The organism is Qipengyuania pelagi, from assembly GCF_009827295.1.
GTDB lineage: Bacteria > Pseudomonadota > Alphaproteobacteria > Sphingomonadales > Sphingomonadaceae > Qipengyuania > Qipengyuania pelagi.
Genome location: NZ_WTYD01000001.1, coordinates 1,888,948 through 1,904,037 on the forward strand (window position 1 = coordinate 1,888,948; position 15,090 = coordinate 1,904,037).

Here is a 15,090-nt window from a genome sequence, read left to right on the forward strand (position 1 = left end):
TGCAAGCACGGCCCGCCGGGCGTAGCGCCTCGGCCCATGTCCGACAGCGATCGCGGCCCTTCCGCAACCCCTCCCCCGCCCGCCATGCCGGGCTCGATCCCGAAGGGGCGGATGGCGCTGCTGTTCATGGTCATGCTGACCACGGCAGCGGGCAACACCGCGATGCAATCGGTCATGCCGTCCATCGGCACGGCGCTGGGCATTGCGGATGTGTGGATCAGCCTCGCCTATAGCTGGTCGGCGCTGTTGTGGGTGATCTGCGCGCCGTTCTGGGCGGGCCGGTCCGACCGCAGGGGCCGCAAGGCGATGATGGCGCTGGGCCTCACTGGCTTCGCGGTCAGCTTCTCTTTGTGCGGATTGATGCTCTGGCTGGGGCTGTCGGGCTATCTCACCGCGTTCTGGGCGCTGATCCTGTTCGCCGCCGCGCGCAGCCTTTACGGCGGCTTCGGCAGCGCGGCACCGCCTGCGGTGCAGGCCTATGTCGCCAGCCGGACGCCGCGGGCCGAGCGGACGCAGGCGCTGTCGCTGATCGCGTCGAGCTTCGGCCTCGGCACGGTGATCGGCCCCGCGCTCGCGCCTCTGATGGTGCTGCCCGGCGTCGGCCTGACCGGCCCCTTCGTGATCTTCGCACTGATGGGCGTCGCCACGCTCATCGCCCTGCGCCTGCGCCTGCCGAACGACGAGCCGCAATTCGCCGCCAAGGGAACGGCCTACGAAACCCCCTATTCGGGCAGCCCGACCGCCGATCCGGTGGCGACGCCGGAAGAAGACGAGGACGAACCCTTCGTCGAGCCGCACAAGCTGCGCTGGTTCGAACCGCGCCTGCGCCCATGGGTCATCACCGGCCTGATCGGCGGCCATGCGCAGGCGATGGTGCTTGGGATCGCGGGCTTCCTCGTGCTCGACCGGCTGGGCCTGCGCGCTACGCCGGACGAGGGGACGGGGCCGATCGGTCTCGTGCTGATGGCGGGCGCGATCGCCACTCTGCTGGCCCAGTGGGGCCTGATCCCGCGCTTCAATCTCGGCCCGCGCGCCGCGACCCTTTCAGGGATCGCCATTGCCGGGTTCGGAACCGCCATGCTGGCGGTCGCGGGCTCGATCCACACGATCGCGCTGGCCTTTGCCATCGCCTCGCTCGGCTTTGGCCTGTTCCGCCCCGGATCGACATCGGGCACCTCGCTCGCGGTAACGCGCGCCGAACAGGGGCAGGCATCGGGAATCACCGCCTCGGTCGCGGGGGCGAGCTATATCTACGCGCCCGCGCTGGGCGTCTATCTCTACGGCCATTCCGACTGGCTGGGCTTCGGCCTGATCGTGGCGCTATGCGTGATCGTGTTCGCCTATGGCGCGCTGGCGCTCCAGCGGGATAGCGACCTGACCCGCAACCGGTGACAGCGCGCTAGAGGATTTCCAGCACGCGATCCTGCGGGCGGCAGAGCCTGACGCCCCGCTCGGTTTCGACCAGGGGACGCTCGATCAGGATCGGATCGGCCACCATCGCCGCGAGCACGGCCTCGCTTGATGCATCGGGCAGGCCGCGCTCCTCGGCATCGGTCCCGCGCAGGCGCAAGCCTTCCTGCGGCGTAAGCCCCGCATCGCTGTAAAGCTGCGCCAGCTTCTGCGCCGTGGGCGGGTCCTTCAAATACTCGACTACCGTCAACTCGACCTTCGACATGTTTTCGAGGATCGCCAGCGTCTTGCGCGAGGTGCCGCATTTCGGATTGTGCCAGATCGTCGCCTTCATCGTGCTCTCCTTGGTCTGCGTCGGGCTCCAGATATCAGCGCACCTAATCGAGCCAGCCGATCACTGAAAGAGCATTAAGCGAAGTTTTCCCGCGCCACTGATCATCACGCCACTTGCAAATGCGAATAGCTCGCAATAGCAGGACCGCCGTTCGTTACAGCTTACAGACGGGATATTTCTTCATGCGGCACATCGCCCTCCGCTCCGCCCTCCTCTTGGGCTCCGCCCTCGCTGCTTCTCCCGCTATGGCGGAAAGTGCCGATAGCGCTGCGGCGGACGCTCAACCGGAGCGCAGCTATCTCCCCGCCGAGATCGTCGTGAGCGGTGAGCGCGAAGGCTACGGCAATGAGGACGGATCCTCCGCCACCAAGACTCCGACGCCGCTCATCGACGTGCCCCAGGGCGTCAGCTTCATCACCGAAGACCAGCTCGAGGATCAGTCGATCCGCCAGCTCAACGATGCCCTGCGCTATGTCCCCGGCGTCAGCATGGAAAGCGGGGAAGGCCACCGTGACGAGGTGTTCATTCGCGGCCAGGAATCGACCGCCGATTTCTACATCGATGGCCTGCGCGACGATGCGCAATACTACCGCTCACTCTACAACATCGAACGTGTCGAGGTGTTGAAGGGCGCCAATGCGTTGATCTTCGGTCGTGGCGCAGGCGGCGGCGCAGTCAATCGCGTCTCCAAGACCGCGATGCTCGGTCGTTCGGGTATCGGCGGACAGGCCTCGGTCGACAATTTCGGCGCCTTCGCGCTTCTCGCCGATGCGAACCAGCCGCTTGGCGATAATGTCGCCCTGCGCCTCAATGCGACCTACGAGGAATTCGACAATGATCGCGATTTCTACGAAGGCCGCTTCATCGGCATCTCGCCGACGCTGACCGCCGCCCTCGGGCCGCAGACCCGTCTCTACGCGACCTACACTTATGACGACGATGCCCGCGTCACCGATCGCGGCGCCCCCTCCCTCGGCGGGCGGCCGCTGACGGGCTATGATGAGACCTTCTTCGGCGATCGCGATTTCAACCGCGCCAGCGCCGAAACCCATATCGGACGCGTGCGCCTAACGCATGAATTTGCGCCCGGCCTGTCCGCCAACGCCACCGTGCAATATGCCGATTACGACAAGATCTACGCCAATATCGTCCCCTCCAGCACGAACGGCACGACCGTGTCCTTCGGCGGATACGAGGACGCGACCGATCGCGAGAATCTGATCGGCCATGCGAACCTCGTCTGGGAGACCGCGGGCGAAGGCTTTGCATCGACCCTGCTGCTCGGTGTCGAGGCGGGGAGCCAGGATACGATCAACGCGCGCCGCAACGTGACCTTCGCGTCGGGCAACACCGCTCCGCTCGCCGATGTGATCGCCCTGCCCGCCTTCTCACTCGCCCCCGTTTCGCGCTCGCGAGACAGCAAGCTCGAAACCCTCTCCGCCTATGTGCAGGAACAGTTCGAGATCGGCGGCGTGGTCGAACTGGTCGCGGGGCTGCGCTACGATCGCTTCGATCTCGACACGCGCGATCTGATCTCCGGCACGCCCGGCAGTCGGGTCGACGAGAAGGTCAGCCCGCGCGCCGGCCTGATCGTTAAGCCCAGCGACCGCGTCTCGGTCTATGCCAGCTATGGCGAAAGCTTCCTGCCCCAGGCGGGCGACCAGTTCATCCTGCTCTCGCCCGGCGACAGCCGGTTCGAGCCCGAGAAATTCACCAATTACGAACTCGGCGTGAAGGTCGCGCCGATGAACGACCTGCTCGTCACCGCGGCGATCTTCCGGCTCGACCGCACCAAGACCCGCGCCCCCGATCCCAGCGGTTCGGGCCTGACCGTCCTGGCGGGGGAAAGCCGGGTGGAAGGGTTCGAACTCGCCGCCGTGGGCGAGATCGCATCCTTCTGGCAGGCCAATATCGGCTACACCTATCTCGACGGCGAATTGCGCAGCACCTCCGATTTCGGAACGGCGGGTGCACGGCTCCAGCAGCTTCCCAAGCACCAGATCGCCGCCTGGAACCGCTTCGATCTGAACGAGAGACTGGGCTTCGGCCTCGGCGTGATCCACCAGTCCGAACAATTCGCCAGCTTCAGCAACACGGTGGTCCTGCCGAGCTATTGGCGGGTCGACGCTGCCGCCTATCTGACGCTGACCGATCGGATCGGCGTGCAGCTCAATATCGAAAACCTGTTCGACGAGGACTATTACCCCTCCGCCCACGGCAACAACAACATCCAGCCGGGCGATCCCTTCACGGCGAGGATCGGTGTGCGCTTCGAGATGTAGTCGCAGCGCCTCGCGCTAGGCCTCAGGCGGCGTCAGCGCGGGTTCCTCACGCGCGGCGTCCGCCGCCTCGACACCCGGAGCGGGCGCGGCGGTCACGCGCTCCTGACGGCGCGCCACTCGCCCGGCCCGCTCCACCGCGCGGATCAGGCGCGGATAGACGCCGCAGCGGCAGATATTGGGGATGGCGGCCTTGATCGCCGCCTCGTCGGGCGCCGGATTGTCGGCGAGAAGCGCGGCGGCGGCCATCACGATCCCCGGCGTGCAGAACCCGCACTGGATCGCCTGTTCGGCCACCATGGCCTGTTGGAGGGGATGCGAGCGATCGCGCGACAGGCCTTCGATCGTGGTCACGAAGCGCCCCTCGGCCTCGGCGATCGTGATCAGGCAGGCGCGCAGGGCAACCCCGTCGACATGCACCATGCAGGCCCCGCAATCGCCATTTCCGCAGCCATATTTCGTGCCCGTCAGGTTCGAAGCATCGCGCAGCGCCCATAATAGCGGCGTATCCTCATCCATCAGATATTCGACCGGTCGGCCGTTCACCGTCATTCGCGACACGCCGCGCTCCCAATCTCAATGCCCTTGTTGCTTTCGCACGGCGCGTGCCCATCGGGCAAGATCGCCGCTTCCCTATCTCCCTGGCCCCGGCTAGGCGCCCAGCATGAGCGATACGGCCCAAGACACGCGCGGCAAGCTGACGCGCGGCAGCATTCGGGGCCATCTCGTCACCCAGACCACCCCGATGATCATCGGGGTCGCGGCGATCATGTCGATCGGACTGGTCGACGCCTATTTCATCGGCCAGCTGGGCCGGACCGAACTCGCGGCGATTTCCTTTATCTTCCCCATCAGCGTCGCGCTCACCAGCATGGGCGTGGGCGTGATGGTGGGCATCAATTCGGTGGTCGCGCGCGCGCTGGGCGAAGGGGATTGGGACAAAGCGGCACGGCGAGCCAATTTCGGCATGGTGTTCGCGGTCTGCGTGGGCGTGATCCTGGGCCTGGCGCTGTTCGCCCTGCTCGGTCCGCTGTTCGCTTTGATGAACGCCGACGCGGCGACACTCCCCTATATCCGCGCCTATATGCAGCCCTTCGCGCTGGGCTTCCCGCTTTTGATGGCGATCATGGGGATCAACGGGACGCTGCGCGGCCAGGGCGAGGCGCGCAAGACCAGCTACATCTCGATCTGCTATGCGGCGGCGAACTGGGTGCTCGATCCGATCCTGATAACCGGCGCTTTTGGCGTCGAGGGGTTCGGCATCGTCGGTGCGACCTATGCGACGTTGACCGGCTGGGCCATCGCGATCGTGCTCGGCCTCTATCTCATCCGCAAGACCGACCTGCCCTTCAACCCCGCGCTCATTCGCGAAGGCAGCATCGGCGCACCCCTTGGCGCGATCGCGCGGGTTGCCGCGCCCGCAGCGTTCTCCAACTCCATCAATCCCATCGGCCTGTCGGTCCTCACCGCGCTCGTCGCGATCGAGGGGCAGGCGGCGGTGGCCGGGTTCGGCGCAGCGGGACGCTTGCAGAGCTTCGCCACGGTGCCCCTCCTCGCTTTGTCGGGGTCGATCGGAGCGATCGTCGGGCAGAATTGGGGCGCATCGCAATACGAACGGGCGCGCCGCGCGGTGCGCTGGGCATTTGGCTTCTGCGTTGTGTATGGCCTTGCCATTGCCCTCGTCCTGTTCGGGTTCGGCGAACGCTTCGCCAGCCTGTTCAGCGACGATCCGGCAGTCGTCGCCCAGTTCGATGCATATCTGAGGATCGCGGTCTGGGGCTATGCCGGGTTCGGCCTGCTGATAACCGCCAATGGTGTCCTCAACGCGGTCGACAAAGCGAGCCTTGCGCTGCTCCAGAGCTTCGCGCGCGTTTTCCTCGTGATGATGCCCTTTGCCTGGCTGCTGCGCGGATCGTGGGGCGCGGACGCGATCTATGCCGCCGAACTGGTCGCCAATCTCGCCGGTGGAGCACTCGGCGCCTATATCGGCTGGCGCGTGCTGCGCGACAAAGGAGAGGGGAGCGCCAGGCCGGCCTGAGCGCCCTTACGCTTCGTTAACCATCGACAGGCATAGAGGCAGCCCTACCAAGAGGGGCATGCTGCGCAATGGACGATCTTCTGGCGGACTTCGTCGCCGAAACCCGCGAAATGCTGGAGGCCAGCGGCGGCGAGATCGTCGCCTGGGAGGCCGACCCTTCCGATCGCGCGCGTCTTGATACCATCTTCCGTTTTGTCCACACGGTGAAGGGCAATTGCGGCTTCTTCGATTTCCCGCGCCTCGAGCGGCTGAGCCATGCGGCCGAAGATGCCCTGGCCGAAGTGCGCGCAGGCCGTCGCCAGCCCGACAATGCGCTCGTGTCGGCCGTGCTCGCCATCATCGACCGGATCGGCGAGATGACCGATGCGATCGAAGCGGGTGGTGAGTTTCCAGAAGGCGGCGACGATGCGCTGATCGCGGCGCTCGAAGAGGGCGAATCGGAGGGAGAGGCACCCGCCAGCCAAGCTCCGGCTGCCGAGACGTCCGGGGACGCTCCAAAGGACCGGCCCACCTCCCAGCCAACGCAGGCTATCCAGCGCTCGATCCGCCTTCCGGTCGAACTACTCGACGAGGTCATGAAGGGGGTCTCCGATCTGGTGCTGGCCCGTAACGATCTAGCGCGGCGACTGCGCGAAACGGGCAATCAGCCCACGCTCGATGGGCCGTTCGAACGGCTTTCCGCCATCCTCGCCGGGGTGCGCGACTCCACCACGCGAATGCGGATGCAGCGCCTCGAACATCTGTTCGGCTCCTTCCCCCGCCTCGTGCGCGACCTATCCAACGATCTCGGCAAGCAGGTCATGGTCGACTTCGAAGGCGGCGATGTCGAGCTCGACCGCGAAATGGTCGAAATGGTGCGCGATCCGCTGACCCATATCGTGCGCAACGCCATCGATCACGGCATCGAGAAACCGGTCGACCGCCAGATGGCGGGCAAGCGCGAAATCGGTCTCCTGCGCTTCGCCGCGCGCCAGTCGGGCAATCAGATCTCACTCGTCATTTCCGACGACGGCAACGGGATCGACACCGAACGCCTCGCGGCCAAGGCGGTGGAAGCGGGCGTGCGCACGCCGCAGGAGATCGCGGCGATGGACGAGCGCGCCAAGCTCGATCTCATCTTCGAACCCGGCCTTTCGACGGCCGATCAGGTCAGCGCGGTTTCGGGGCGCGGCGTGGGCATGGACGTGGTGCGCGCCAACATCCTGAAGATCGGCGGATCGATCGAGGTCGCCAGCACGCCAAAGGATGGCACGTCCTTCTATCTCAAACTGCCGCTGACCCTGTCCATGATGTCCGCTTTGACGGTCGAGACGAGGGGGCAGATCTTCGCCCTGCCCCGCTCCTTCGCCGACGAGATCGCGTTCGCGCGCACGCATATGGAGGAATTGGCGCGGGCAGGCGAAAGCCAGATGTTCACCTATCGCGGCCGCCGGATCCCCTGCATCGCGCTCGAGGACGTCCTGTTCGGCGCATCGTCGGCGCCTCTCGACTGGGGCCGCAAGAAACTGCTCGTGATACGCCTCGCCACCGGCGACGTCTTCGCTCTCGGCGTCGATCAGGTGCTCGATCACGAGGATGTGGTGGTCAAGCCGATCGCGCCCGCCATCGTGGCGACGGGGCTGTATGCCGGAACCACCCTGCTGGATGACGGACGGCCGATGATGCTGCTCGATATGCCGAGCATCGCGGCCAAATTCGGTCTCGTCGAACAACCTCGCAGCCGCTCGGACCGTGGCGAGACCGTTGGAGGTGCGACAAGCGGCGGATCGTCACAAGCGACGATCCACGCCATGCTCTATCGAGGGCTCGACGGACGCCGTCGGGCCGTGCGGCTCGGCCTGGTGCGTCGCATCGAGACGATCCAGCGCAGCGCCATCGATATCGAAGGCGATCGCGCCCAGGTCGTGATCGACGATCGGCTGATCACCCTCGTCGGCCATGAAGGCAGCGAACTTCCCGAAGGCGATTGCCGTCTGCTGCGCCTGTCGGACGGGGTCAGCGAGCTGGCGCTGATCGTCGCCGAAGTCCTCGACGCGATCGACTTGCCGGAAAACCTGCGCGCGCCCGATGCGGAGAGCGAATATGAGGGGATCGCGCTGGTCGAAGGCCACCCGATCCCGCTGATCGACGGGCATACTCTGTTTGCGCGACATGACCGGCCCGACACCGACGCGGTCACCGACACCATCAGCCCGACCTGCCGCCTGCCCGAAGACAGCGAATGGGCGCGCAAGATCCTGGAACCGCTGGTGATCGCGGCGGGCTATACGGTCCTGCGCGGCGAGGAGGACGAAAGCGATCTGAGCATCGTAATCGACGGCCATGCAGAGCCGTCGGGCGAGAGGAAGACCCCGCTGCTCCATCTGCGCAGCCATCGCGACCCCAGAGACGCTTCGGACACATCGATCTACCGTTACGATCGCGAGGCCCTGGTGGCCGCGCTTGCCAGGCTGCGCCGGGAGAATGCCGCATGAAACGCCTGATGCTCCTGTGCACGATCGCGGGCCGACAGGCTGCGATCCCCGCCCATGCGATCCGATCCGTCATCGAAATCGACGCCATCGAGCCGATTCCGGGAACCGCGCCCTGGATCGCGGGTCTGACCGCCCTTCGCAGCCAGGCGCTGACCGTGATCGATTGCCGCGTCGCACTGGGTTTCGAAAGCGCGGGCGATCCGGTCGGCAGTCGGGCCGCCGTCATCGCCGAGGGCGGGCATCTCTATGCGCTCGTGGTCGACGATGCTTCCGACGTCGAAGAGATCGAGGGCGAGATCCAGCAGCTTCGCGGGGGATTCGGCCCACAATGGGCCAATGCCGCCGTCGGGATGGTGGAAACGCCGCGAGGCCCCGCCATCATCCTCGACATCCCGGCCCTGCTCGGCCTCGACAAACCTGAGGCGGCTTAAAACAATGCTTACGCTTCGGTGCTAGGAACGATCGAAATGACAACGAAGTCAGATGGTAAAACCATGCAAATACAAGGGCGCCTGCAATGAGAACCTGTCTGGTCGTCGACGATTCGCGCGTAATACGCAAAGTGTCGCGACATATCCTCGAATCGCTCGATTTCACGGTCGAAGAGGCGGAAAATGGCCAGCTCGGGCTGGACAAATGCGCCGAGGCGATGCCCGATGTGATCCTGCTCGACTGGAACATGCCGGTCATGACCGGGATCGAATTCATCGTCCAGCTGCGTCAGGTGCCCGGAGGCGACAAGCCCAAGGTCGTCTTCTGCACCACGGAAAACGACGTCGCGCATATCCGCGAGGCGATCAGCGCCGGGGCGGACGAATATGTGATGAAGCCGTTCGACCACGAAACATTGCAGATCAAGCTCCAGCTCGTCGGCATGGCCTGAACACTCGCGCAAAGGATTCGAGATGGCCGCCATTCTGCCCTCCACCACGCCCGCCTTCTCTCGCCCCGCTCGCGCGCCCAAGCGCGTGACCGAAGATACGGTGCGCGTGATGCTGGTCGACGATTCGCTGACGGTTCGCACCGTCTTCTCGCGCATGATCGACAAGGAGGACGATCTGGCTGTCGTCGCCGAGGCGGGCACGGCGGAAAAGGCGCTGTTCGCGCTCAGGACCACGCAGGTCGACGTCATCCTTCTCGATTTGGAAATGCCGGGCATGGGCGGCCTCGAAGCGCTGCCGAAGCTGCTCGAAGCGGCAAGGCCGGCGCAGGTTCTCGTCGTTTCCTCGCTGACTGAGGACGGCGCCGAACACACGCTCACCGCTCTTTCGATCGGTGCCGCCGACACCATGCTGAAACCGCGTCCCGGCGGATTCAACGATGCCTATCGCGACGCGCTGCTGACGAAGATCAGGGCTCTTGGCGGATGCGATGTCCATCCCGAAGGACCTAGCCTTCAAGCCGAGGCGAGCGCCGTATCGGAAGCGAAGCCCGCTGCGCCCCATGAAGCGCTTGCACCACAGATCGTGGCCATCGGTGCGTCGACGGGTGGGATCCACGCCCTGAACCTCTTCCTGCGCCGTTTGCCGCACGATTTCGACCTGCCGATCCTGATCACGCAGCACCTTCCCGAAAGCTTCGTGCCGGTTTTCGCGCGCCAGATGGAACTGGCTGCCGGACGCGAGGCGGTTCTGGCCGAAGACGGCACCTCCATCCGCCGCAACAGGATCGTGATCGCGCCCGGCACGGCGCATATGATCGTCAAACGGATCGGCCCCGCCTCCGCAGCGGGGAGCGGTGTCGTGACCGGCCTCGCGCATGATCGCACTGCGAATGGCTGCCTCCCCTCCGTCGACCCGATGTTCGAGAGCGTCGCCGAGGTCTATGGGGGCCATGCCGCCGCCGTCCTCCTGTCCGGCATGGGCCGCGACGGCACCAGCGGCGCCGAGGCGATCGCCCGCGCCGGAGGCAGCCTGTATGCCCAGGACGAGGAAAGCTGTGCGGTCTGGGGCATGCCCCGCGCCATCAGCGAAGCTGGCCTCGCACGCGCGGTCACCACGCCCATGGGGCTCGCCGATGCCATCGCTCAATCGGTCCGGGCTCCTGCCGAGCAGAACTGACATGGCAGGCGTGGACGCATCGCACCGCATCGTTGCCGATCTCCTGCGCGCCCGTACCGGACAGCACCTGTCCGAAGCGCGCATGTGGCGGGTGCCCTCGGCCCTCGCCGGTCTGTTCCGTGCGCGCGGCATTTCCAACGTCGATCAGCTGGTTTGCCTTCTGGCCGCACCCGATGCGCGCGATCTTGCCACCGAAGTGGTAGAAGCGCTGCTCAACAACGAGACGTATTTCTTCCGCGACACGGCTTTCTTCGATCGCTTGGCTGAAACCGTCCTCCCCGATATTTTCCAGCGCCGGAAGGCTACCAGGCGCATCGCGATCTGGTCGGCGGGATGTTCGACCGGGCAGGAAGCCCTTTCACTCGCCATGCTCTTCGCGGACGATCCCGATCGCTGGCGTGACTGGACGATCGAGATCGTCGGCACCGACATATCGCACAAGGCGATCAGCGTCGCCCAAAGCGGGCTCTATTCGCAATTCGAGATCCAGCGGGGAATGGATATCCACCGGATGCTCCGCCATTTCGACGAGGTCGCGACGGGATGGCAGGCCAAACCCGAATTGCGGGCGTTGACCCGCTTCAGGCAAGCCAGTCTCTTTTCCGCGCCGCCCGCCACGCACGGCTTCGATCTGGTGCTGTGCCGCAATGTCATGCTCTATTTCGATGCGCCCAAGCGCGCCGAAGGCTTTGCGCGGCTGGCGCAGGGCATGGCGCTCGATGGATGGCTGATGCTCGGATCGGGCGAGACCGTGCTCGGCCAGACGCCCCTGTTCGAGACCTCCGACGAGGGACCGGCCCTCTATCGCCGCGCTGCGGCGCCCGTGTCCAGGGAGTGCGCGCGTGCCACGAAGGTCGGCTGACGCCGCAATGGCGCGACGATCCGGCAACACGGTCGCCGAGCGCGTCTCGCACGCTCGTCTTCACGGTAAATCGCCGCTTAACGGCTTCTTAGCGCCTGATCCCATACAGCTGGCGCCGGTCGCGTTCCGCGGCTTGGCGGAACGAGGATTCGCGTGAGCAGCTTGCAGGAGAGATCAGCGGGCGTGACACCGGCCGGACGGTCGGTTGCCCGTGCGCTCATCTCGTTCCTGCCGCTCGTCTGTATCGCCCTACTGTCGATCGCGATCGCCCTCGCCTATGCCGTTTCGGCTGCGCTTACGCCCGGAGCGGGCGTGCCCGGATGGATCCTCGTGGGCGGCGGGATCGTCCAGGCCCTGATCCTGATCGCCCTCGCTACGCTGTCGCTGCGGCACGCCCGCAAGCTCGAACGCTTCGCACTGCGCGATACGCTGACCGGCCTTGCCAACCGCGCGGGGCTGCATTCCGACTATCCGGCCATCGCGGCCAATGCCAGCGGATCGGAAGAGATCGCCCTCGCGCTCATCGATCTCGACGGGTTTCTGAGCGTAAACGACCGCCACGGCCATGCCGTCGGCGACAAGCTGCTTTGCGCAGCCGCCGGAATCTTCGGCGAGTTGTGCGGCGAAGAGGCACGGATCTATCGCCTGGGTGGTGACGAATTCGCTCTGGTGAAGGCTGGTCCGCTGGCCGCGACCCTGATCGAGGGCATGGCCCGCAAGATCGTCGACCGGATGTCGAAGCCGGTTCATGTCGATGGAATGCGTCTCACCGTCGGGGCAAGCATTGGTTTGGCGCGCATGAGTGCGAACGGCGATCATTCCAGTTCCGAATTGCTGCGTCGCGCCGACGTCGCCCTGTTCGAATCGAAGTGCAGCGGAAAGGCTCGCTGCAGCTGGTTCGATATCCAGTCCGACATCTCTCGCGAGGAAACGCGGGTGATGGAAGAGGAATTGCGCAGCGCCCTCGCGCGCGAGCAGTTCCAGTTGAACTACCAACCCCTGGTCGATTGCGACACCCAGCGGATCGTCGGGGTCGAGGCGCTGCTGCGCTGGAACAGGCCCGATGGCGAACGGATCGAGACCAGTCGCTTCGTATCCGTCGCCGAACAATCCGGGCTGATCGATCCCCTTGGTCTCTGGGCGCTGCGCCGTGCCTGCGTCGATGCGCTCGACTGGAATGGCATCAAACTGTCGGTCAACCTGTCGCCGGTGCAGCTGAAGAACCCGGAATTTCCGATCCAGCTGGGTCATATCCTCGAAGAGACCGGCTTCGCGCCCGAACGGCTGGAGCTGGAGATCACCGAGAACTGTCTCGTCATCAATCCGGTGGTCGCCGAACGCTGCCTGTCGGTGATCAGGGGCTTCGGCGTCAGCGTGGTGCTGGACGATTTCGGCACCGGCTACGCCTCGATCGGGTTCCTGCGCCGCTTCCGCTTCGAAAAGCTCAAGATCGATCGCAGCCTCGTCACCCAGGCCGATACCGATGACGGAAGCCGCGCGATGATGCTGTCCTCGATCACGGTCGCGCGCGCGATGAAGATGGATGTGACGGCGGAAGGCGTCGAAACCCGCGAACAGGCCGCAATGGTCCGCGCCGCTGGCTGCGACCAGATCCAGGGCTGGCTCTATTTCAAGGCGATGCCCGCCGAAGCGATCCCCCAGCATCTCGACAAGGTCGCCCAGTTCGCGGACGCCTATGTCCTCGATAGTCTCCCGGACTCCATCGATGAACCTGAAAGCAAAGTAGCATGAGCGCGCTTGCCGATATTACTGGCGATCTGGTCGCCGAAAAGGGCGCGCCCGCCCCGGTCGAACTCTCGTCGCGCGATGGCGATCGGACCGCGACGAAATTTATCGCGCGTCTCAAGGGAGCGCTGAAAGACCGTTACCGGCGCCTGACTGTCGCGCAGAAGATCGGTCGGCTGACCTTGGCCAGCGTCACAGCGATCATGCTGACCATCGCAACGATGATCGTCGCCGCGACGATAGCTCTCGACATGCGCGAAACCCGGATGGCGATCGCGGATGCGCAGCTTCACTCGGCCCGGATCGTGACCGACGTCGAACGCGCCCGCCTGTTTGGTCAGCGCCTCGCGCTCAAGGGCGCGCAGGCGGACATGGATCGCGCGCACGCCGCCCTGGAGAATGCCCACGTAAATCTGGTCGGGCTCGACGATAGCGCGAAGCGGTATGCCGCCGCGCAGCTTCCCGCAATCGCAAGCCTCGATGAACGAATTGCCGACTATCAGGCCAGTCTGCGCGCCGTTTCCGCCGCATACGCACAACACGGAACGGGCGCCCGAACCCAGGATCTCGTCGAAGCGAACTTCCTTAGCGGGGAGGATCTGATCGACCGGGCCGAAGCGATAAGTTCGGGGCTCGCCGCGATCGGAGCGGAAAACAACCAGCGATCATCTGACGTCGTCCGATGGCTTTTGATCGGATTTGCGATCATCGTAGCGATTGCGGTCGCTCTGATCTTCGCGACCTCCCGCTCGATCATCGCCGACATGTCTGGAACGCTGAAGCGCTTGACAGACAGCGGTCTCGAACTGTCGAAGGGCAATCTGACCGTCCATATTCCGGGCCTGCGTCGCAAGGACGAAATCGGACAGATGGCCCGCGCGATGCAATTGTTCGCCCGCGCGGCGAAGAAGTTCGAGGCCGCGAGAGACGCCGAGGCAGTCCGCGCCCGGAACGAACTGGTCGAACGCGCCGCAATGGAGCGCGAGCGCGAAGATGGGCGCAAACAGAAGGAGCGGGCCCTGCTCGACCTTGCGCGGACCTTCGAATCAACTGTCGGCCATGTCGTCGGCAGCGTCTCCGCCGCGGTCGATCAGTTGCAGACCACCGCCAATCACATGGCCAGCGCCGCCGACCGCTCGACCGATCGGACCGGGGAGGTCGTCGGGGAAATGGACCGCGCCGCCAGCGGCGTCGTCGCCGCCGCTGCTGCGTCCGATGAATTCGCGCTTTCCATCGGCGAGATCGGGCACCAGGCCGCCCAGTCTGCGGAACTCGCCCGCCAAGCCACCCGCGCCGCCAAACAGGCGGATGGGACGATGTCGGACTTGTCGGCTTCCGCCGAACAGGTCGGCCAAGTCGTCGAATTGATCCAGTCGATCGCGCGGCGCACCAATCTTCTCGCGCTCAACGCCTCGATCGAGGCGGCGCGCGGAGGTGAGGCCGGACGCGGGTTCGCCGTCGTCGCCAGCGAGGTCAAGGACCTGGCCAACCAGACGAGCCGCGCGACCCGCGATATCGCCGACCAGATCCGCGCGATGCAGGACAGCACGGGCGCCAGCGTCACCGCGCTCAGATCGATCGGCGCGCAGGTCGCCCAGTTGGAGACCAGCGCCGTCTCCATCGCCAGCGCGGTCGATCAGCAGACCCGTGCCGGACAGGAATTGGCGCGCAGCATCGATATCGCCGCGCGCGGGACCGATGCGGTTTCGGAGCTCGTCGGCGAAGTCAGGGAAACATCGCTGGCGACCGGCAATGCCGCCGCCCAGGTCCTAGCATCGGCCAACGACCTCGAAGGCCAGGCGGATATGCTGAGCGGCAAGGTAGACGACTTCCTGGCGCATATTCGCGCCGGATAGGAAATCTTAACCATATCGCCTTAGCAAAATA

12 protein-coding genes are annotated in these 15,090 nt (G+C 65.3%); 10 read left to right on the forward strand and 2 right to left on the reverse strand.

Annotation, left to right across the window (positions count from 1 at the left end):
• Positions 1-36: 36 nt before the first annotated feature.
• Entirely contained in the window at positions 37-1,392 is a 1,356-nt protein-coding gene (locus GRI47_RS09285) for an MFS transporter (RefSeq protein WP_202387222.1), read from the forward strand.
• 7 nt (positions 1,393-1,399) lie between these two features.
• On the opposite strand, the gene GRI47_RS09290 is transcribed toward GRI47_RS09285, so the two are convergent.
• Positions 1,400-1,744: an arsenate reductase family protein gene (locus tag GRI47_RS09290; RefSeq protein WP_160660966.1), complete on the reverse strand. Its 345-nt coding sequence runs from the start codon at positions 1,742-1,744 to the stop codon at positions 1,400-1,402.
• A gap of 245 nt (positions 1,745-1,989) precedes the next feature.
• On the opposite strand from GRI47_RS09290, the gene GRI47_RS09295 reads away from it, so the two are divergent.
• The gene (locus tag GRI47_RS09295) at positions 1,990-4,026 is read left to right on the forward strand and encodes a TonB-dependent receptor (RefSeq protein WP_237452659.1); all 2,037 of its coding nucleotides are present in this window, start codon (positions 1,990-1,992) and stop codon (positions 4,024-4,026) included.
• Between the two features lie 15 nt (positions 4,027-4,041).
• On the opposite strand, the gene GRI47_RS09300 is transcribed toward GRI47_RS09295, so the two are convergent.
• Positions 4,042-4,584, reverse strand: coding sequence for a 2Fe-2S iron-sulfur cluster-binding protein (locus GRI47_RS09300; protein ID WP_160660968.1), 543 nt, complete (start codon positions 4,582-4,584; stop codon positions 4,042-4,044).
• 103 nt (positions 4,585-4,687) lie between these two features.
• On the opposite strand from GRI47_RS09300, the gene GRI47_RS09305 reads away from it, so the two are divergent.
• The 8 genes from GRI47_RS09305 to GRI47_RS09340 all read left to right on the forward strand — a co-directional run bounded on the left by GRI47_RS09305 (position 4,688) and on the right by GRI47_RS09340 (position 15,059).
• On the forward strand, positions 4,688-6,061 hold the full coding sequence (locus tag GRI47_RS09305; RefSeq protein WP_160660969.1) for an MATE family efflux transporter: 1,374 nt from the start codon (positions 4,688-4,690) through the stop codon (positions 6,059-6,061).
• Positions 6,062-6,129: 68 nt separating this feature from the next.
• On the forward strand, positions 6,130-8,535 hold the full coding sequence (locus GRI47_RS09310) for a chemotaxis protein CheA (protein ID WP_160660970.1): 2,406 nt from the start codon (positions 6,130-6,132) through the stop codon (positions 8,533-8,535).
• A complete protein-coding gene (locus GRI47_RS09315) occupies positions 8,532-8,966 on the forward strand; it encodes a chemotaxis protein CheW (protein WP_160660971.1) in 435 nt (144 codons plus the stop codon). The genes GRI47_RS09310 and GRI47_RS09315 overlap by 4 nt, the downstream gene beginning before the upstream one ends.
• A gap of 86 nt (positions 8,967-9,052) precedes the next feature.
• Positions 9,053-9,418 (forward strand): response regulator, encoded by a 366-nt coding sequence (locus GRI47_RS09320; RefSeq protein WP_160660972.1) that lies wholly within the window; start codon positions 9,053-9,055, stop codon positions 9,416-9,418.
• Positions 9,419-9,440: 22 nt separating this feature from the next.
• A complete protein-coding gene (gene cheB, locus GRI47_RS09325) occupies positions 9,441-10,595 on the forward strand; it encodes a chemotaxis-specific protein-glutamate methyltransferase CheB (protein WP_237452660.1) in 1,155 nt (384 codons plus the stop codon).
• Position 10,596: 1 nt separating this feature from the next.
• Positions 10,597-11,457, forward strand: coding sequence for a CheR family methyltransferase (locus GRI47_RS09330; RefSeq protein WP_160660973.1), 861 nt, complete (start codon positions 10,597-10,599; stop codon positions 11,455-11,457).
• A 153-nt stretch (positions 11,458-11,610) separates the two neighbouring features.
• The gene (locus tag GRI47_RS09335; protein ID WP_337190671.1) at positions 11,611-13,209 is read left to right on the forward strand and encodes a putative bifunctional diguanylate cyclase/phosphodiesterase; all 1,599 of its coding nucleotides are present in this window, start codon (positions 11,611-11,613) and stop codon (positions 13,207-13,209) included.
• The gene (locus tag GRI47_RS09340) at positions 13,206-15,059 is read left to right on the forward strand and encodes a methyl-accepting chemotaxis protein (protein WP_160660974.1); all 1,854 of its coding nucleotides are present in this window, start codon (positions 13,206-13,208) and stop codon (positions 15,057-15,059) included. Before GRI47_RS09335 ends, GRI47_RS09340 begins: the two co-directional genes overlap by 4 nt.
• Positions 15,060-15,090 lie beyond the last annotated feature (31 nt).

Excerpts from the sequence above, each read along its gene's own strand:
- GRI47_RS09295 (WP_237452659.1), top strand. The coding sequence starts at position 1,990 with ATGGCGGAAAGTGCCGATAGCGCTGCGGCGGACGCTCAACCGGAGCGC.
- GRI47_RS09290 (WP_160660966.1), bottom strand. The coding sequence starts at position 1,744 with ATGAAGGCGACGATCTGGCACAATCCGAAATGCGGCACCTCGCGCAAG.
- GRI47_RS09285 (WP_202387222.1), top strand. The coding sequence starts at position 37 with ATGTCCGACAGCGATCGCGGCCCTTCCGCAACCCCTCCCCCGCCCGCC.
- GRI47_RS09330 (WP_160660973.1), top strand. The coding sequence starts at position 10,597 with ATGGCAGGCGTGGACGCATCGCACCGCATCGTTGCCGATCTCCTGCGC.
- GRI47_RS09315 (WP_160660971.1), top strand. The coding sequence starts at position 8,532 with ATGAAACGCCTGATGCTCCTGTGCACGATCGCGGGCCGACAGGCTGCG.
- GRI47_RS09320 (WP_160660972.1), top strand. The coding sequence starts at position 9,053 with ATGAGAACCTGTCTGGTCGTCGACGATTCGCGCGTAATACGCAAAGTG.
- cheB (WP_237452660.1), top strand. The coding sequence starts at position 9,441 with ATGGCCGCCATTCTGCCCTCCACCACGCCCGCCTTCTCTCGCCCCGCT.
- GRI47_RS09340 (WP_160660974.1), top strand. The coding sequence starts at position 13,206 with ATGAGCGCGCTTGCCGATATTACTGGCGATCTGGTCGCCGAAAAGGGC.
- GRI47_RS09305 (WP_160660969.1), top strand. The coding sequence starts at position 4,688 with ATGAGCGATACGGCCCAAGACACGCGCGGCAAGCTGACGCGCGGCAGC.
- GRI47_RS09310 (WP_160660970.1), top strand. The coding sequence starts at position 6,130 with ATGGACGATCTTCTGGCGGACTTCGTCGCCGAAACCCGCGAAATGCTG.